We start from the raw sequence: 16730 nt of genomic DNA on the forward strand, positions 1-16730 counted from the left end.
TTCTATAAATATATCTAATTGATAACTCGTAACTAACTCATAACTGACAAGATTTAACCAATAGGAGAAAGGCAATGGCATCAGGGACAGACTACGCAAAATTATATAATGAAGCTTATATCGCTTATGGACAGGGAAACTATGAAGAAGCCGCGACCCTCATTGAACCGATGGCCGGGGCTTTTCCAGAAGATCCTGATGTTCTATTACTACAGGGTCATATCTATTTCAGTCTGGGAAGATATGAAACTGCTTGTCAACAATATCAATCGGTCATTAACCGCGCTGATCGCCCAGATTTAGTCGAATGTGCTAATCAAGGATTACAACAAGCACGACAATTTCTTCATCAGTCAGGGAATAACCATAAAACTGATGATAATCTCCAACAACCAATGATAAACAGTGAATCGATGAAGATTGAACAACAGTGGTCTGATTCTGGAGAAGTATCAGGAGACTGGCAGGGTGAAGAATTTGCTGTAGATGGACTAGACTGGGATAGTGGTATTTTTGATGACGACGATTTAGGAGAACCTACTATTGGTCATCAAGGAAATGCAAGCCAGTCCTCAGAGGAGCAACCAGAGAAACAAAATAGCTTTGAGATGCCCGTTGATCCTTTTACTACTTTAAGCGAAGTCAGACCCTTTGACTCTCAAACTGATATCCCGAATACCAACGCCTCAGAGGAAGAAGGTTGGACTGATTTTGTTGACGAGGATTTTCCTGATTTTTCCTTTGGTGATGAGCAAGGGTTAGAAACTGAAGCTCATACGGGAGCAGGGGATGAAGAAAATACTTTTGTGGTCTCTTCTAGTCTTAATCCTCCTTCTTTGAGTAATCGTGGCTCCACACCTCCTCTACAAGATTCCTCCCATGATTGGTCTAATTCTCCTGCTCAGGATGACCCCACTGTTCATGCTACCCCCCAGATGATGTCATCTGACCAAGTCCAAGAACATAATCGAGTTTTAGATGAGTTTGATGCTTTTCAAGAAGAGGCGTTAGAAGATTTATCCAATTTTGATTTTACTGAGATGAGCGATCAGTTACCCGATTCTGATCTGTTTACTCAAGCCAGTGAAGACGGTAGTGGTAGCATCGGTTTACAAACGGGGGATCTTTTATCAGAACCAGGACCACAAACAGTTAATTGGGTCAAATCCGACGATATGGCCAATACGTCTTTATCCGATAGTGAGGTTAAAATCGTTAAACCAACTGCCGAAAGACAACAGGGTTATTTACGTTGGTTTTTTAACGCACCTTTGAAAATAAAGCCTTGGATGGCCGCTGGAAGTACAGGATTAGTCTCTTTTATGGCTATTCTCTTAGTCAGTAGTTTTGCTTGGCTCGTTTCCCCTAAACCAGAAGCAACGGAAGTCGGTGAAGAAGAAGCAACCACAGAACAAGTTGAACAGTCTGATACCACAGAAACATCATCAGAAGAAACGGAAGAAAATGAAAAACCAGCCAAATCTGGCAATCCTATCTTGTTATTGGCTTTAACAGGGGGTTTAGTAGGATTTGGAGGAACACTGTTTTTTGGTCTGATCAGTTCCTATCAACTAAAACGTACCATTGATGATCTCCAAACTCAATTTGATTCGATGTATGCTGGTGACTATAATGTTAAAGCCACCATTTACTCTGAAGATGAATTAGGCCAGCTATCCCATAGTTTTAACCAACTCTCCCGTGTGATTCTTACCACTACTAGCGAAGCACAAAAACGGGCTGCGGAAATGGAACAAGCCAGAGAAGAGTTACAAAGACAAGTGATTCGCCTCTTGGACGATGTGGAAGGGGCTGCAAGAGGTGATTTAACCGTAGAAGCAGAAGTAACAGCCGACGTATTAGGGGCGGTTGCAGATGCCTTTAACTTAACCATTCATAATCTACGGGAAATTGTCGCCCAAGTAAAACGCACCGCCAAGCAAGTCAACAAGAGTTCAACGGATAGTGAATTATTCGCTCGCAATAATTCCCGTGATGCTTTACGCATGGCAGAAGAATTAGCAGTAACCTTAAATTCAGTACAAGTGATGACCGAATCGATTCAACGGGTAGCAGAAAATGCCCGTGAAGCCGAAGAAGTCGCTCATACCTCCTCTGTAACCGCCCTAAAAGGGGGTGAAGCTGTAGAACGAACAGTGGCTGGTATTCTGCAAATTCGTGAAACGGTGTCAGAAACTACTCGTAAGGTTAAACGCTTAGCAGAAGCGTCTCAAGAAATCTCGAAGATTGTGGCTTTAATCTCTCAAATTGCCTCTAGAACTAACTTACTGGCTCTTAATGCCTCCATTCAAGCAGCTAGAGCAGGAGAAGCAGGACGGGGTTTTGCCATCGTTGCGGATGAAGTTCGTCAGTTAGCTGATCGCTCGGCCAAATCTTTGAAAGAAATTGAGCAAATTGTATTACAAATTCAAAGTGAAACGGGTTCAGTAATGACAGCAATGGAAGAAGGAATTCAACAGGTAATCGATGTAACCGATAAATCAGAACAGGCAAAACGTTCCTTAGAAGATATCATCGATGTATCAAATCACATCAATACTTTAGTGCGGTCGATTACAGGAGATACCGTTCAACAACAAGACAATTCTAAGGCAGTGAGTCAAGTTATGCAGTCTGTGGAATTAACCGCCCAAGAAACGTCTCAAGAATCTCAACGGGTGGCAGGAGCATTACAAAATCTAGTGGGTATTTCCCGTGATTTATTAACTTCTGTAGAACGTTTCCACATCGAAGAAGCAGAGAAATCTTAAATTAAAATCACGGCAAACTCAAGATAAAAAATCTTTGTTATATAATTCATAAGTTGAGCAAATTGTATCTTGTTTTATTAATATCTGTGTGAGGATGGGTCAGTATGAGCCGTGTGATTAGTAAAGTGCTATCTCCTGCTATGCAGCTTTGGTTACGCTCCCAAGTGGAGCAGGTAGAAACCTTAGAATTGTCTATTCAAGGAAGCGATCGCCAAATTTTAAAAGGTCATGTTTCTGGGGTGATGTTAAATAGTAATCGAGCTATTTATCAAGGATTACACCTCGGAGAAATCCAATTAAAAGGGGAAAATATTCGTATTAATATTGGCCAAGTTTTACGAGGTAAACCCCTGCAGTTATTAGAGGCAATTCGTGTATCAGGAGCCGTGGCTATTACTAACCAAAATTTACAAGCATCTATTTCGTCGGCTTTGTTAGGAGAAGGGTTTAAAGGATTATTAGAAACTTTATTAGAACATCAAGGTGTCACAGAAGTATCTCAGTTATTAGACAGTTATGAAATTAATTGGCAAGGGGCTTATTTAGATAATTCTTATTTTATTTTACAGGGAAATTTAACCCACAATGGCGAAACCACTCCTCTAAAAATTAAAGCAAAATTAAGTATCATTCCTCCCCAAACCTTACAATTATCTGAAGTTGAAATACAAGGAATTCCTGAGCTAAATAGTCATGAAATCAAACCATTTTCAGTAGATTTGGGATCGGATGTTTCTATTAATTCTTTCAATCTCGATGCTGATAAATTAATCTGTCAAGGAGAACTCTTAATCCGTCCTTAGTAAATCACAAAGGTGAGCAAAGTCTTACATGATAGGAACTTTTCTCCCTTGCTCCCTCTGCTCTCTCTGCTCTCTCCGCTCCCTCTGTCAAAAATAACCCCCTTGGCAAAGGACTCCTAACAAGGGACAATAGATAAGAGTTACTATTGAAAATTAATTTAATTCTACTTCGTGGATAATATTCGTACAGTTTCTGATACCAAGCGTAAATTTTATGGCTATCACACCCGACCTATAAATTCGATTTATCGGCGGTTTGTGGAAGAATTGCTAGTAGAAATGCACCTACTGTCGGTAAATGTGGATTTTAAATATGATCCCATTTACGCTTTAGGGGTCGTTACTTCCTTTGAACGGTTTATGCAGGGGTATCGTCCTGAAAGTGATAAAGCGTCTATTTTTAACGCCTTGTGTCAAGCAGTGGATGGTAATAGTGAACAATACCATCAAGAAGCAGAAGCTTTAATAAACGAAGCGAAAGGACTCTCTATGACTGAGTTTAAAGATAAACTCGGCCAAGAAGGAGGAGACGGGATATTATGGGGAACTTGTAATGCGATCGCGCAAAACCCTAAATTCAAATATAGTCGCCTTTTTGGAGTCGGTTTATATACGCTATTAATGGAGATTGATCCTGAGTTAGTCAAAGAGGAAGAAAAACGGAATCAAACCATTAAAGAAGTCTCTGAGGCTCTACAATTTTCTTCAGATAAGCTACAAAAGGATCTCGATCTTTATCGCAGCAATTTAGATAAAATGCAGCAATTATTAACAGTAATTGAAGATACTTTAGAAGCTGATCGCAAAAAACGAATGTCCCAAAAGCTTGAAAAAACACCAGAAGTGGTTGATGAAAAAGGAGACAAAGAAAACAAAGAAAATGAAGAACAACAACAATCAAGTAATGGATAAGCTAATCTCTTAAAAGATTGATAGAAATAGTAAATAGAAGACTATCGTGTTATTATAAGGTGGGCAATGCCCACCCTACTTTTCATATAAAGATGAAGAATATTATTTGAAGCAAAAAGGAAAAGGAGAGTTCATACCATATCAAGATCAATTAATTATGTTAATTACCTTGAGGAAAATTCGCTACTAGATTACAAATATTTTCATATTGTTGATCGTTTGAACAATATTTTTTGGGAATAATTATAAATCCTTGTGAATTTATATAAATGAGAAGCATTTTAGGCGTTTTATTATGTTTATATATCCAATAAAATTTAGACTCAGAATAAGAAGTTTTTTCGACAATTTCTGTTTCTGTTAACACAATCTCAACTTGCTCAAAGTATTTCTTTTGTTGTTTAAATAGACTTTTAATCTGTAATAAAAAAAATGTTTTTTCATAGTTCATAAACAATAGAAAAAATACTAAAAAGAATACATTAATCCAGCCAATTGGTTCTTTTAATATGTATAAATATAAAATATGAAGAAAAATTATAATTGACATTAAACTACCAAAAATCTTATACAATATCAATAACTGCTTATTATGAATAATATTAGCTTCTAAGTAGTCTTGTAAACGGTAAGTAATAGTGAGTTTTTCCATAGATTTATTTTAAAAATTAAACTTGAGACATTTTTTCTGCAACCCATTGTTTAATCAGATCATTATAACTAACTCCTTGCGCTTTAGCTATTTCTTTAATCTTTGCCATTTCCTGAGGTTGTAAACTAATAGAAATTAATGCTTCTCTTTCAAAAACAGGCTCTCTTACTTCTTCTAATTGATTTTCAAAATCTGTTAGATCATGACTATCCCAAAAATTAGCTAGTTCTTCAATTGAGTCAGTTTTAAGAATTTGATTAGAGTTCATGATTTCCTCCATTTTTGATAACATTTTTTGTTTAACTAAAAAACATAGAACCTAAAATAAATATACCAAATCCTAAACGATACCAAACAAAAATCCAAGTATCTTGTTTTTGTAAATAACGAATTAACCAAGCGATCGCTAAATAAGAAAAGATAGCAGAAGAAATAACCCCCACAATCAACGGGACAATAATATCATTAGAAAGTCCCACATCAAACACCTCTTTTAACTCCACTAACCCGGCTAAAGTAATCGCTGGAATTCCTAATAAAAAAGAAAATCTCGCTGCGGTTGCTCTTTCTAAATTGAGAAATAAACCAGAGGTTATAGTTGATCCCGAACGAGATACCCCAGGAATTAAAGCTAAGGATTGAGCTAAACCCATTAATAGTCCATCTTGCCAACTTAATTCCTTAAAACTGCGTTTATGGGTGCTTATTTTTTCCGATAAAGCTAACAACAAAGCCATTACGATAGAAGCACCAGCAATTACTCCAATACTGCGTAAAGGGGAGTTATCTAAATCCCTAATCAACAGTTTCATTAATAAACCACAAAAGACAATGGGTAAGGTTCCCAAAGCGATACCTACCCCTAACCGAAAATCATGGGATTGATAATCAGATTTGCGAATCGCTTTTATCATTCCTTTGGTAATTTGACTTAAATCTGACCAAAAATACCATAACACCGCAGCAATACTGCCTAACTGAATCACTGCTGTAAAAGCCACCCCTGGATCACCCCATCCTAACGCTACAGGAACCACTTTTAAATGGGCAGTGCTACTAATAGGTAAAAATTCCGTTAATCCCTGTACCATGCCCAAAATAACGGCTTGAAACCAATTAAATTTAGCGATCGCATGATCAGAGGATTCTCCTTGAGCAAGGGTAACATGAGATAAGAGGAAAATTAACCCGCTACTCAAAGCAATAAGATTAAATAGTCTGAGGGTTCGGGGTTTAAGTTGCATCATGGCTTCGCATTTTTGGGGTAAAGTCTCAGAGATTCTATCATTAAGTTGGTCAAATCGGATTCAACTAAGAATCAATTTTCTTAACTGACATTAAGAAAAGGAAAACGATTGTAAAAATTGAGAAAAATTTGTTATGCTTGCAGATCGTTATCGTTAATTGTTAAGTTCTTCTCTTCATTCTTATGAGTAATATTCAGGTTAGTGTGAGAATACCGCCGAAATTATATGAAAAATTATTAGCTCATACTAATGCTGTTGGTCTTCCTAAGTCTAAGGTGATCACTCATGCTTTATCTCAATATCTAGAAACAGATGAAAAAGAAAAACCATCTTCAATTGAAGAAAGACTGTTGAACATTGAAAAACGGCTTGATAGTCTAGAATCTTCTTCAATATCTGATAAACCTTCTAAGGTCATTGTTCCCAAAGAAAAAGAGAAAAAATCTCAACCTATCCTATCGGTTAAAACACCTCCGCTACAAGAATTTTCTTTTGAAAGACCAATTGTTGATGAAACGGGAACTATTTTAGAACGGATTAAGGGGGAGTCCCAAGGTTTTAAGGAAGATTTGGGAGATGGGAATATTTTAGAGATGATTTATATTCCTGGGGGAACGTTTCTGATGGGATCAACACCTGATGAACCTGGATCTCAAGTGTGTGAGCAACCCCAACATTCAGTTACTTTAGAAGGGTTTTTCTTAGGGAAATTTCCCATTACCCAAAAACAATGGGAAATTGTCGCTCAATATCCTAAAGTTAACCGAGATTTAGTCCTTGAACCCTCTGGTTTTAAAGGAATTGATCGCCCAGTCGAGTCCATTTCCTGGGAAGATGCAGTAGAATTTTGCGATCGCCTCACTCAATATACTCAACGTCTTTATCAACTTCCCAGCGAAGCACAATGGGAATATGCCTGTCGGGGAGGCACTGCCACTCCATTTTATTTTGGACTAACGTTAACGGGTTATTTGGCTAATTATATGGCTAAACGTTTATATGCAGGGGAAAGTTCTAGTATTTATCGTCAAGAAACCACATCAGTGAGCGCATTTTATCCCAATAGTTTCGGGTTATATGATCTACATGGTAACGTTTGGGAATGGTGCGCTGATGCTTGGTATTCTAGCTATGAAGATGCTTCTAAATCAGGAAAACCTCGCTCATCTTCTCAACAAGAAACTCGCCGTGTCTTAAGAGGAGGTTCCTGGGATGAGGATGCTTATCATTGTCGTTCTGCTTCTCGTTACGCCTATCATCCTCAAGGGGTTGGGGTTAGTCAAATTGGGTTTCGGGTGATGTTGATGGCATAAAAGGAATTTAGAATTAGCGCAAAACATCAATTCTAAATTCTAACTTTATACTACAATTGATTTTTTAATAAAACTATAATAGAATCAACATTCCATCTCCAAAAGAATAAAAACGATACTTTTCTTCGATAGCTATTTGATATAACTCTAACAATCGTTCTCTACCAATTAAGGCACTGACTAACATCAATAAACTAGATTTTGGTAAGTGAAAATTGGTAATTAGCCCATCGATAACACGCCAAGAATAACCAGGATAGATAAAAATATCTGTTTTATCTCTATAAGGTATTAAACCTTGTTTGCCTTCCATTTCTGCTGCTTTTGCAGCCCCTTCTAATGTCCTTACTACAGTTGTTCCTACTGCAATAACTCGGCCACCATTAGCTTTTGTTTCTTTTATTTTTTCGACAGTTATTTCTGGGAGTTCTATCCATTCTTGGTGCATCTTATGTTCTTTGATATTTTCGATGTCAACGGGACGAAACGTACCTAAACCGACGTGCAGAGTAATATAAGCTTGATTAATTCCTTTTTGTTGTAAATTTTCTAATAGTTTATCGGTAAAATGCAACCCTGCTGTGGGTGCAGCAACTGCTCCTGGTTTTTGAGCATAAATAGTTTGATATTGAGAAGGAGCAGCCTTAGATTCAGTCACATAAGGGGGAAAAGGAATTTGACCAAGTTCTTCTATTTTTTTCCAAAATACATCAAGAGAATTTACCTTAAACTTTAATAACCTTCCGCCTGTTTCTTCATCTCTATCTACAACAGTAGCGACTAAAAAATTATCTTGACTACAATCATTATTATCTAAATAAAAATAAATTTCACTGCCAATCTTAAAGCGTTTTCCAGGTTTAACTAAAGCTAACCAACATAAAGGCTCTTTCTCTTCTAATAATAAAATTTCCACCGGCGCACCTGTCGCTTTTTTTCCATAAAGTCGTGCAGGAATAACGCGAGTATTATTAAAAACTAATAAATCCCCAGGGGATAGCCACTCAGGTAAGTCTCGGAAAATACTATGGGTATGGGTTCTGAGAGAATTAATCACCAATAACCGCGACTCGTCTCTAGGAGTCATGGGATTTTGGGCAATCAATTCTGGGGGTAAATAATAATCGTAACTCGATAATAAATAATCACTACTCATAAAATGACAGTTCCCAAAACAGGTTCATGTGTTATATGCTAAAAGGAATATGTAAAATAAGATACACAATTTGGGAATCCATTCGGTGTTTTCCCCATAATAAGCTAATCTTCCTATCACTATCTACATATACCTATGGGAATTGTTACCTAGTTGGGTAGTTTCCCCCATAGAATATAAGGAAAATAGGGGGGGACTCCCCTATAACAAATCGAACGATCATTGGCACACTAGAGCTAGAGGAATTGTTTAGCAGAAAAATTAAGGGGGAAAATAATGGACTATATTTATTTTTTAGCCAATGCGAGTCTAACGCTACGAGTGATTGAATATTTACAACGAAAGTATGATTCGTCTCTTTGCTTAATGACGGTTATCCATCAAATTAATGGTTGGATTATCAAAATTAAGTTTAAACAACCTTTGACTCCGCAACAACACGGTGACTTCAAAGCTTTTATGAATGAATTAGGCATTCCTTACGAGTTGGAAATTCGCTTACAAATGGTGTTCTGGAGTTTAGAAACTGGCCAATCTCCTATTGATGTTATGAGTCGTTATCAAGTGGCGATTGTCTCTCATGGTTCACCAGATAGCAGTGATATTGAAGCGTTTCGCCAGCAATTTACCAGAGGATTAGGTTATTGTCCCGAAACCTTAGCTTAACTCGTTGTTTGAAACAAAATAATTAACACAGCTACACTAATCATCACCATTAATCCGGCTGGCATCAATTTTCGCGTTTTCCATAGCCTAATGAGAAAGACAATCGCTAGGAGAATGGTGATAATTTGAGCCAGAATCAATCCTACTGCTACTTGTTGCCATTGAAGAAAAGCACTTAGCAATAAGAGTAAACTGCTTAGAACACCAGAAATTAAAGAAGGTTTGCTCCTAGCCTTGATATAACCGATAATGCCACCGATAAATAACAAAATTCCGTAAATTAAGGTGGCTATTGTTGTCAAATTTAGATTATCCATCAAATAATGGTGGGATAGAGTTCTTCTAATCGTTTAGAACCGATAAATAATAGCTGACCTAAGCTAATTGGTGGTAATTAATTGTAAAATCCTAGATAAATTGTTTAATTCTCCGACAATACGTCTTGTTGGTTGCGGCCAAACACGCACCAAAGTAGGTGTTGCAGAAACATTATGGGTTTCTGCTATTTCCGGGTGTTTAGCAATATCGATGACTTTTAGAGTGTAAGGATGGCTTAATTGTGTTTCAAGTAAACGATGAATCTTTCTTAAGGTTTGCTTAGTAGAAGGATGATTACCTGACACAAAAAGGCGCAATATATAGCCTTGATTGTTTTCAAATTGATCTTTTTGCTGAATATTGACAGGCTTAAATTGGTTTTTTAGCTCCTTTTCCCAACGTTCGTCTAAACGCACCAACAAATCATGGTTTTCCCAAAGTTGAGGGAAGCGAGAACAATAGGTTTCAACAACAACAGGATTACACGCTTCTTCTTGCCAATCTGCTGTTTGCCAAGTCACGTTCTTGAGATTAAAAAGAACATTTAATAACGGTTCGTACCGACGGACTGCAGGATAAAGCTCTGCAACTGTTTTTATCTTCTTTTCCCTGGTACAAAACCAACGGTCAACAGTAGCCGTATAGCCAGGAACAAGGAAATGAGGTGGCTCTGGTAACTTCAATAATTCTTGTAAAACTAGGCATAATTGAGAATGCCAATGAACTTGTTTGTTGCTATCGAGACAATAAACGAGATCACCACCTGGGGTAAAAAGAGCAATACCTTTAAACAAGTCCGGTACAACTTTTGTTGTTTCGGCCATGCTCGTTATTTTCTAGAGGAATTACAGATAGGATGAAGGAAGACTTGATTCTTTTATAACCCATATTTATCCTTCATCCCAATTTCTTTAGGGTTTTTTCTAGATTCGACCCCTTAACATCATAGCAATTTCGTTGGGGGTTGGAGATAATTCTAAAGCGGTTTCTTCAGTAATTCGTCCCTCTTGATAGAGATTGAATAGAGCCTGATTAGTGGTAATCATGCCATCAAATTCACCATCCTTCATTAACTCAAGGATTTCGTCGTTTTTCCCTTGAATAATGTAGTCTTTAACTGTTTCTGTGTTAATCAAAATATCATGGTAAGCAGCCCGTTTTCCGTCAGTTGTCCGACATAACCCTTGAGCAATAATAGCCACCAAAGATTCTGCGATCGCCACTCGCATCGCTTCCCGTTCTTCAGCATTATATAAACTTAAAATCCGTTCTAAAGTTTTCACCGCACTATTCGTATGGAGGGTTCCCATGACTAAGTGACCTGTTTGGGCTGCTTTGAGTGCTGTATTGACCGTTTCTTTATCTCGCATTTCCCCCACCAGGATGATGTCTGGATCTTCCCGTAAGGCTGCTTTAAGGGCATTATCAAACTTGAGGGTGTGCATCCCTACTTCCCGTTGTTTAATCAATGAGCGACGACTTTGATGGACAAATTCCACCGGATCTTCAATAGTAATGATATTTTTAGGATGTTCTTTGTTAATGTAGTCCACCATCGCAGCCATGGTGGTAGATTTACCTGAACCGGTTGGCCCCGTTACTAGAATTAACCCTTTATGAGAATCAGAAATATCCTGAAATACCATAGGCAAACGTAATTGTTCCATGGTGAGGATTTTCAGGGGAATTAAACGCAGTACCATCGCTGCTCCCCGTAAACTATCAAAGATATTGATCCGAACCCTAGCAAAGTCATACTGGGTTGCCCCATCAAACTCTAATTCCTTTTTAAAGCGTTGAATTTCATCTTCTTTGAGAATTTCTCGTAACCAACTCATAAAGGTATTTTCGTCAATTTCTGGATATTCGAGAATCACCATTTCACCGCGATCGCGCATTCGGGGTTTTTCTCCGACTCCTAGGTGAACATCGGAAAATCCTTCATCAAAAGCATGACGAACTAATTCAGCCAAACTGGGTTGGCCAGGAGAACGACCAAAACTTTTTGGGGGGGTTGTTGGTAAGGGAGGTGGTGATGGCATCGCAGGGGGCGGAGGTGTTTCTGTTGGGGTTTTAGGGGCTGTAGCCACTGCTGCCGGACTTGGTACATCTGGAGTCATAGGAGAAGCTGGCATAAATTGGGTGCCTATATCATCTGAGGCTTCTCCTATTTCCATCATGTCCATGTTAGGTTCTGCCAAATCTTTAACGGGAGGCATGGGAGGCGGAGGCAAAGGGGGTAAGGAAGGACGTTGAGATTGGGTCATGATCTTTTTTTGCTTAAAAATACGTTAGGTTGAACAGTTCTTTACAATCTTGTGTCAGGTGATCTGGTATAGATAGTATTCCCAAAATTTCTGAAAAAAGTTAGGTCAGGGCTGTTTTTTGCTCAATCTTTCTTTTATTTCTGAAAAAATTCCTGCTCAACTTTAAGAAATATTAATTTAGTCCTTTGATTGAATGATTGAAAAGAAAAAATGACTGTTGTAGCATTAGCTACAGTTCTTTCAATATCAATGACTATTACAAAAGATTACATTCAATTCTATAAAGATAAGCTTGATCCCCGATAATTTCGTTGAGATCAAATGTGTTTGCAACATTTTGCAATCTTTAACCCATAAAGTAACCTTTGAATGTAAATTTTTTTTTCGATAAGCTCATTTTATCTCTGAGATTATCTATACTGATTGACACAGCGTTATCTACAAAAATAGATAAAGTTACTGGTTTGCTTTGGAGGAAGATATGGAAATTGCACAAAAAACTGGATTAGGAAAAGTTGACTCTTTAACATTCGTTAAGAGCTTCTTACTTTGGAGTTTTACGTTAATCGTTTGCTTATTGGTTGTTGGCTTTCCCCTCGTTGTTTTAATGGCAACATTTGGGGCATTAGCATCAGTTGTTTTACAATCTGTTTTACCGGTAAGTGCCGTTTTATTAGTGGTTGGCTCGTTAGTTGGTATTAATTTATTAGTGATTTTCTTGGGAGCAGCACTATTGACAGCTAAAGGAATTCACCCCCAAGAGGTTGATTGGTTGAGATGGCTGCACGGCGACGCAACTCCCTCTCACACTTCTATTTATGCTGCTTGTCCCTTGACTTGTAATTTAGCTAAATAGGAATTGGATAGCAATATCTGTTAGATAGTGATTTCGTTTTTTATAGCCAAAAGCTAGTGCAGCCCGGTTATCAACCGGGTTTTTTCATGATCATTATTTGTCATTTGTCGTTGAGTCAATATTGTTTTTTTCAAGATATAGTATCTAGGTAATAACAGCTACACTGAGTAAGCTAGTTATTAGGGGAATAACTTGTTTACATTGAATCATTTTTTTTACATTTGTTTACGTTTATTCTTAAATTGATAACTTTATTGATACTAATATTATATTTCACCGATTGATATTAAAACTTAGTTAATTAGGGAGATTTTGTTGAAAAATAGGTTACCGTGACAGGAGAACTTATTGACGTTTGGATGTATACTATGACCATTGACCAACTACTTTTACTTATTGCTTTATTAAGCCCCGGAATTTTATTATCTGCCTTAGTGATGGGAAGCTTTGCTAAAGGGGGTTAACCCCTGTTCAGGGGTTGTTTCGGGGGACAAGAAGCTGATAGGCTATAACTTCACTTCTTGTCTCTCTAAGTTGATCATCTCTCACCATTAATCCTTGTCTTTGTAGTCATCAGATGGATGAGAGGATACAGAATCTACATTAGATAGATTAGCTTCTAGGTTTTTCCGTTGTTCCATTTGACTGAGGAAATACCCTGTCATCATAGCCGAAGCAAGAAGATTAGCTAAATTTTCTCGATCAGTGGTGACTTGAATGTTAAAATCTCCTGAGGGTAACATTCCCACTAATCCCTGTACATTTTGTGTGATAATTTGTTGAATTTCAGGACTAGCTGATTGAGCAATGCGAGAAAGTGTGTCAGGATGCTGTTGCTGTAGGTATTGAATTAGGGTGTTAGGGTTTTGTTCTTCTGGTTCAGAAGCGAAAAAATCAAAGTTGAATACCATTAGAACTCCAAAATTGGGGTTGACTTATGTTCCACTATTATATATTTCCCACTATAAACCCTACTGGGAAAAATCGCTAAAAATTAATCTGTAGATTGGGGAAATTGGTCAATTTCAAAATATTGATGGAATTTTGTGGTAACTTCTAAAAGGTAAGAGCGTCCGCTTTCTTGGCGACGTTTACGGACAAAACCTAGTTCAACTAATTCTTGAACGTGCTGATAGGCTGTGCTGCCTCTGAGTTCGATTAATTCAGTTTGGACGATAGGATTTTTCAGAGCGATGGCTGCTAAAGTTCTGAGAACGCCTTTACTTAGTTCTGCTGGAATAATATTATCAGTAAGGTCATCAAAAAGTGAACGTAATTGCAAACTATATCCTGCTTCAGTTTCTACCACTTCTAAGGCACTATCACGATAAGAATAATCAGAGATTAATTCCATCACTGCTTCTTGCGCGGTATCAACTTCACAGTTAGCCCATTGAGCAATATCTATTAAGGTTAAGGGTTGACCTTTGAGATAGAGAATTGCTTCAATTTTTGTTGCTAATTTCATCATATTTTAATTTACCTCTAATTAGAGAAAATATCAATTTCATTAGGATTCAAATTGAGTTGTATGGATTGACCATATTTAATACCATCAAGAGGGTGGGTTAAAATCTCTAGGGTTGAATCATCTTGAAAATGAGTGGGTTTTGTTTCAGGATGAGGATAGTAAAGGAGTCCGATATATTTTGCTTTGTAATAAATAACCTGACAATAAGAAAAAGAAAAGGTTTCAGAAGGAGAGTTAGGATTCCATTTTACAGTTTCAAAGGTATATTGAGGATTGTACAATTTAAACTTATAAGGACGAATATTAATGTTTAAGGTTCCTCGAAAGAAACGAGAAATATCTAACCCCAATTGTTTAAAGCAAGGGGTTTGCATCTCAATGGTTCCTAGAGGATAAGGACTATCTTTGGTCATTCCCGATGCAACTTGATGGCCTTTCGTGATAATTCCTGTAACGTTTATCCACTCCTGAATCATAATTTTATAGTCAGTTTAATTGTTTAATATTGCTTGAATCATGGATGTTAGAACTTGCGAAATTAACTTAAACCATTGGTATGTAGTAGCACAAAGTATAGAAGTGACTAACAAACCAATTGAAGTTAGGTTATGGTATCATTCCATTGTACTTTATCGAGATAGTAAAGGAAAGATTCATGGATTAGATAACCGTTGTCCTCATCGTCAGGTTAAACTGAGTGAGGGAAAAGTCGTTGAAAATTCTTTAGAATGCGCTTATCATGGATGGCAATTTGATAGTAAGGGTGTCTGCACTTTTATTCCTTATCTATTAGATAATCAAGTCTTGCCTAATTGTAAAATTAGTGCTTATCCAGTCAAAGAATGTTATGGATTTATTTGGATTTATTTAGGAAGTCAACAAATTTTAGGATTACAAAAAATTGAACCAATACGAATTCCTGAATGGGAACAGCTTAATTATATTAATACGATTTCTGTCATTGACTGTCAGGCTCATTTTTCTTTTCTAATTGAAAATTTAATGGATATGTATCATGGTCATCTCCATAACGATTATCAAGCTTGGACAGAAGCCAAACTAAAAACATTAACAACTGATGAAGAAAAAGTAAAAGTCATTTATGAAGCTAAAAGTTATTATAAAATTGATAAGATTTGGTCGATTTCTCAATTATTTTTTACTCAATTTCGTTCTTTACATCCTGAACCTTTAATAGTGACTTATTATTATCCCCATTGGCGTTCAACTTTGGGAGAAGATTTTACCCTTTATTGTTTATTCTGTCCTATCAGTCTAACCCATACAAAAGCTTATTTAGTTCATTTTACTTCTTTAAATACCTTTCGACGATTACATAAATTACCGCGATGGTTTCGACAATTTATCAAAGATAAACTCTCAGGAACAGCACAAAGTATGTTAGATGGATTAGTGAAACAAGATATTATCATGATAGAACAAGAACAACAAGCGTATACTCAACAAGTACTAAAACCAACGTATGAAATTAATCCAACAATTTCTGCTGTTCAAAGAATGATCAAAAAACAAGTCGAACAACAAGAATAAAATAACATTAATGGAATTTTAAAAAAATGTACATCAAGAGCAAAATAAGGAAAATAAAAATGGTAATATAAAAAAAGAGAATTTAATTTTAAATATTAATCAACTATGGAAAATAGCACTCCTAGTTTTATTTCTCCTCAAATAAATAGCGAAGATATGAAACTAGAAAAGCCATTAAGATTAGGGATATTAGCATCAGGAAGTGGGACAAACTTTGAAGCGATCGCTAAAGCTATTGATCAACAACAATTAAACGCGACAATACCTCTTGTGATTTATAATAATCCTCAAGCTAAAGTCAAAGAAAAAGCAGTAGCTTTCAATATTGAATCTAAATTACTCAATCATCGAGAATTTAAGCGTAGAGAAAACTTAGATCAAGCCATTGTAGACCAGTTTAAATCTTATCAAGTTAATTGGGTGATTATGGCAGGTTGGATGAGAATCGTCACCCCTGTCTTACTAGAAGCATTTCCCCATCATGTTATTAATATTCATCCTAGTTTATTACCCAGTTTTAAGGGAATTAAAGCAGTTGAACAAGCTTTAGAAGCAGGGGTTAAAATAACAGGATGTACCGTTCATTTAGCTAGTTTAGCAGTAGATAGTGGTCCTATTTTATTACAAGCTGCTGTCCCCATCTTACCTAACGACACCCCAGAAACATTACACATTAGAATTCAACAACAAGAACATAAAATTTTTCCCCTTGCTATTGCCTTAGCTGCAAAACTATATCCATAAAAA

At 36.8% G+C, this 16730-nt stretch carries 19 protein-coding genes; 9 read left to right on the top strand and 10 right to left on the bottom strand.

The window, feature by feature from the left end:
- Positions 1-74 precede the first annotated feature (74 nt).
- The 3 genes from CY0110_RS13125 (at position 75) to psb29 (ending at position 4486) form a co-directional block, all read left to right on the top strand.
- Entirely contained in the window at positions 75-2771 is a 2697-nt protein-coding gene (locus CY0110_RS13125; RefSeq protein ID WP_008275931.1) for a methyl-accepting chemotaxis protein, read from the top strand.
- Positions 2772-2875: 104 nt separating this feature from the next.
- Complete coding sequence (locus tag CY0110_RS13130) at positions 2876-3574, top strand: LmeA family phospholipid-binding protein (protein ID WP_008275932.1); 699 nt, start codon at positions 2876-2878, stop codon at positions 3572-3574.
- 171 nt (positions 3575-3745) lie between these two features.
- Positions 3746-4486 (top strand): photosystem II biogenesis protein Psp29, encoded by a 741-nt coding sequence (gene psb29 / locus CY0110_RS13135; protein ID WP_008275933.1) that lies wholly within the window; start codon positions 3746-3748, stop codon positions 4484-4486.
- Between the two features lie 160 nt (positions 4487-4646).
- Here the strand turns inward: psb29 and CY0110_RS13140 are convergent, their stop codons facing one another.
- Genes CY0110_RS13140 through CY0110_RS13150 form a run of 3 tightly spaced genes read right to left on the bottom strand, consistent with a single transcriptional unit; the run spans position 4647 to position 6385 of the window.
- On the bottom strand, positions 4647-5138 hold the full coding sequence (locus CY0110_RS13140; RefSeq protein ID WP_008275934.1) for a YcxB family protein: 492 nt from the start codon (positions 5136-5138) through the stop codon (positions 4647-4649).
- A gap of 16 nt (positions 5139-5154) precedes the next feature.
- Positions 5155-5406, bottom strand: coding sequence for a CopG family antitoxin (locus CY0110_RS13145; RefSeq protein WP_008275935.1), 252 nt, complete (start codon positions 5404-5406; stop codon positions 5155-5157).
- Between the two features lie 31 nt (positions 5407-5437).
- A complete protein-coding gene (locus tag CY0110_RS13150; RefSeq protein ID WP_035799353.1) occupies positions 5438-6385 on the bottom strand; it encodes an undecaprenyl-diphosphate phosphatase in 948 nt (315 codons plus the stop codon).
- Positions 6386-6567: 182 nt separating this feature from the next.
- Between CY0110_RS13150 and CY0110_RS13155 the strand changes: the two genes are divergently transcribed.
- The gene (locus CY0110_RS13155) at positions 6568-7698 is read left to right on the top strand and encodes an SUMF1/EgtB/PvdO family nonheme iron enzyme (RefSeq protein ID WP_008275937.1); all 1131 of its coding nucleotides are present in this window, start codon (positions 6568-6570) and stop codon (positions 7696-7698) included.
- A gap of 73 nt (positions 7699-7771) precedes the next feature.
- Here the strand turns inward: CY0110_RS13155 and queA are convergent, their stop codons facing one another.
- Entirely contained in the window at positions 7772-8854 is a 1083-nt protein-coding gene (queA, locus tag CY0110_RS13160) for a tRNA preQ1(34) S-adenosylmethionine ribosyltransferase-isomerase QueA (protein WP_008275938.1), read from the bottom strand.
- A 276-nt stretch (positions 8855-9130) separates the two neighbouring features.
- Here queA and CY0110_RS13165 point away from each other — a divergent pair, with 276 nt between their 5' ends.
- Positions 9131-9520, top strand: a complete 390-nt coding sequence (locus CY0110_RS13165) for a hypothetical protein (protein ID WP_008275939.1) — start codon at positions 9131-9133, stop codon at positions 9518-9520.
- On the opposite strand, the gene CY0110_RS13170 is transcribed toward CY0110_RS13165, so the two are convergent.
- The 3 genes from CY0110_RS13170 to CY0110_RS13180 all read right to left on the bottom strand — a co-directional run bounded on the left by CY0110_RS13170 (position 9517) and on the right by CY0110_RS13180 (position 12105).
- Positions 9517-9837 carry a TMEM14 family protein gene (locus CY0110_RS13170; protein ID WP_008275940.1) on the bottom strand — a complete coding sequence of 107 codons (321 nt, stop codon included), beginning with the start codon at positions 9835-9837 and terminating at the stop codon, positions 9517-9519. The genes CY0110_RS13165 and CY0110_RS13170 overlap by 4 nt on opposite strands.
- A 63-nt stretch (positions 9838-9900) precedes the next feature.
- Positions 9901-10662, bottom strand: a complete 762-nt coding sequence (locus CY0110_RS13175) for a circadian clock KaiB family protein (protein ID WP_008275941.1) — start codon at positions 10660-10662, stop codon at positions 9901-9903.
- Positions 10663-10761: 99 nt separating this feature from the next.
- Positions 10762-12105: a type IV pilus twitching motility protein PilT gene (locus CY0110_RS13180; protein ID WP_008275942.1), complete on the bottom strand. Its 1344-nt coding sequence runs from the start codon at positions 12103-12105 to the stop codon at positions 10762-10764.
- Positions 12106-12586: 481 nt separating this feature from the next.
- On the opposite strand from CY0110_RS13180, the gene CY0110_RS13185 reads away from it, so the two are divergent.
- Positions 12587-12961: a hypothetical protein gene (locus CY0110_RS13185; protein WP_008275943.1), complete on the top strand. Its 375-nt coding sequence runs from the start codon at positions 12587-12589 to the stop codon at positions 12959-12961.
- Between the two features lie 332 nt (positions 12962-13293).
- A complete protein-coding gene (locus tag CY0110_RS31395; RefSeq protein WP_008275944.1) occupies positions 13294-13425 on the top strand; it encodes a hypothetical protein in 132 nt (43 codons plus the stop codon).
- A gap of 87 nt (positions 13426-13512) precedes the next feature.
- On the opposite strand, the gene CY0110_RS13190 is transcribed toward CY0110_RS31395, so the two are convergent.
- The 3 genes from CY0110_RS13190 to CY0110_RS13200 all read right to left on the bottom strand — a co-directional run bounded on the left by CY0110_RS13190 (position 13513) and on the right by CY0110_RS13200 (position 14908).
- The gene (locus tag CY0110_RS13190; RefSeq protein WP_008275945.1) at positions 13513-13872 is read right to left on the bottom strand and encodes a DUF760 domain-containing protein; all 360 of its coding nucleotides are present in this window, start codon (positions 13870-13872) and stop codon (positions 13513-13515) included.
- An 83-nt stretch (positions 13873-13955) separates the two neighbouring features.
- Positions 13956-14432, bottom strand: coding sequence for an SMC-Scp complex subunit ScpB (scpB, locus tag CY0110_RS13195; RefSeq protein ID WP_008275946.1), 477 nt, complete (start codon positions 14430-14432; stop codon positions 13956-13958).
- A 14-nt stretch (positions 14433-14446) separates the two neighbouring features.
- The gene (locus CY0110_RS13200) at positions 14447-14908 is read right to left on the bottom strand and encodes a hypothetical protein (protein ID WP_008275947.1); all 462 of its coding nucleotides are present in this window, start codon (positions 14906-14908) and stop codon (positions 14447-14449) included.
- Positions 14909-14948: 40 nt separating this feature from the next.
- On the opposite strand from CY0110_RS13200, the gene CY0110_RS13205 reads away from it, so the two are divergent.
- Together CY0110_RS13205 and purN are read left to right on the top strand one after the other, a co-directional pair.
- The gene (locus tag CY0110_RS13205) at positions 14949-15983 is read left to right on the top strand and encodes an aromatic ring-hydroxylating dioxygenase subunit alpha (RefSeq protein ID WP_008275948.1); all 1035 of its coding nucleotides are present in this window, start codon (positions 14949-14951) and stop codon (positions 15981-15983) included.
- Positions 15984-16088: 105 nt separating this feature from the next.
- Positions 16089-16727 (top strand): phosphoribosylglycinamide formyltransferase, encoded by a 639-nt coding sequence (gene purN, locus CY0110_RS13210; RefSeq protein ID WP_008275949.1) that lies wholly within the window; start codon positions 16089-16091, stop codon positions 16725-16727.
- Positions 16728-16730 lie beyond the last annotated feature (3 nt).

It is taken from the genome of Crocosphaera chwakensis CCY0110 (assembly GCF_000169335.1).
GTDB lineage: Bacteria > Cyanobacteriota > Cyanobacteriia > Cyanobacteriales > Microcystaceae > Crocosphaera > Crocosphaera chwakensis.

What these genes read in the sequence shown, in the direction of transcription:
- CY0110_RS13190 (WP_008275945.1), bottom strand. Translation starts at nt 13,872, where the DNA reads ATGGTATTCAACTTTGATTTTTTCGCTTCTGAACCAGAAGAACAAAAC.
- CY0110_RS13155 (WP_008275937.1), top strand. Translation starts at nt 6,568, where the DNA reads ATGAGTAATATTCAGGTTAGTGTGAGAATACCGCCGAAATTATATGAA.
- CY0110_RS13130 (WP_008275932.1), top strand. Translation starts at nt 2,876, where the DNA reads ATGAGCCGTGTGATTAGTAAAGTGCTATCTCCTGCTATGCAGCTTTGG.
- CY0110_RS13175 (WP_008275941.1), bottom strand. Translation starts at nt 10,662, where the DNA reads ATGGCCGAAACAACAAAAGTTGTACCGGACTTGTTTAAAGGTATTGCT.
- CY0110_RS13180 (WP_008275942.1), bottom strand. Translation starts at nt 12,105, where the DNA reads ATGACCCAATCTCAACGTCCTTCCTTACCCCCTTTGCCTCCGCCTCCC.
- CY0110_RS13165 (WP_008275939.1), top strand. Translation starts at nt 9,131, where the DNA reads ATGGACTATATTTATTTTTTAGCCAATGCGAGTCTAACGCTACGAGTG.
- CY0110_RS13140 (WP_008275934.1), bottom strand. Translation starts at nt 5,138, where the DNA reads ATGGAAAAACTCACTATTACTTACCGTTTACAAGACTACTTAGAAGCT.
- CY0110_RS13185 (WP_008275943.1), top strand. Translation starts at nt 12,587, where the DNA reads ATGGAAATTGCACAAAAAACTGGATTAGGAAAAGTTGACTCTTTAACA.
- CY0110_RS13145 (WP_008275935.1), bottom strand. Translation starts at nt 5,406, where the DNA reads ATGAACTCTAATCAAATTCTTAAAACTGACTCAATTGAAGAACTAGCT.
- queA (WP_008275938.1), bottom strand. Translation starts at nt 8,854, where the DNA reads ATGAGTAGTGATTATTTATTATCGAGTTACGATTATTATTTACCCCCA.
- scpB (WP_008275946.1), bottom strand. Translation starts at nt 14,432, where the DNA reads ATGATGAAATTAGCAACAAAAATTGAAGCAATTCTCTATCTCAAAGGT.
- CY0110_RS13150 (WP_035799353.1), bottom strand. Translation starts at nt 6,385, where the DNA reads ATGATGCAACTTAAACCCCGAACCCTCAGACTATTTAATCTTATTGCT.
- purN (WP_008275949.1), top strand. Translation starts at nt 16,089, where the DNA reads ATGGAAAATAGCACTCCTAGTTTTATTTCTCCTCAAATAAATAGCGAA.
- CY0110_RS13200 (WP_008275947.1), bottom strand. Translation starts at nt 14,908, where the DNA reads ATGATTCAGGAGTGGATAAACGTTACAGGAATTATCACGAAAGGCCAT.
- CY0110_RS13125 (WP_008275931.1), top strand. Translation starts at nt 75, where the DNA reads ATGGCATCAGGGACAGACTACGCAAAATTATATAATGAAGCTTATATC.
- CY0110_RS13205 (WP_008275948.1), top strand. Translation starts at nt 14,949, where the DNA reads ATGGATGTTAGAACTTGCGAAATTAACTTAAACCATTGGTATGTAGTA.
- CY0110_RS13170 (WP_008275940.1), bottom strand. Translation starts at nt 9,837, where the DNA reads ATGGATAATCTAAATTTGACAACAATAGCCACCTTAATTTACGGAATT.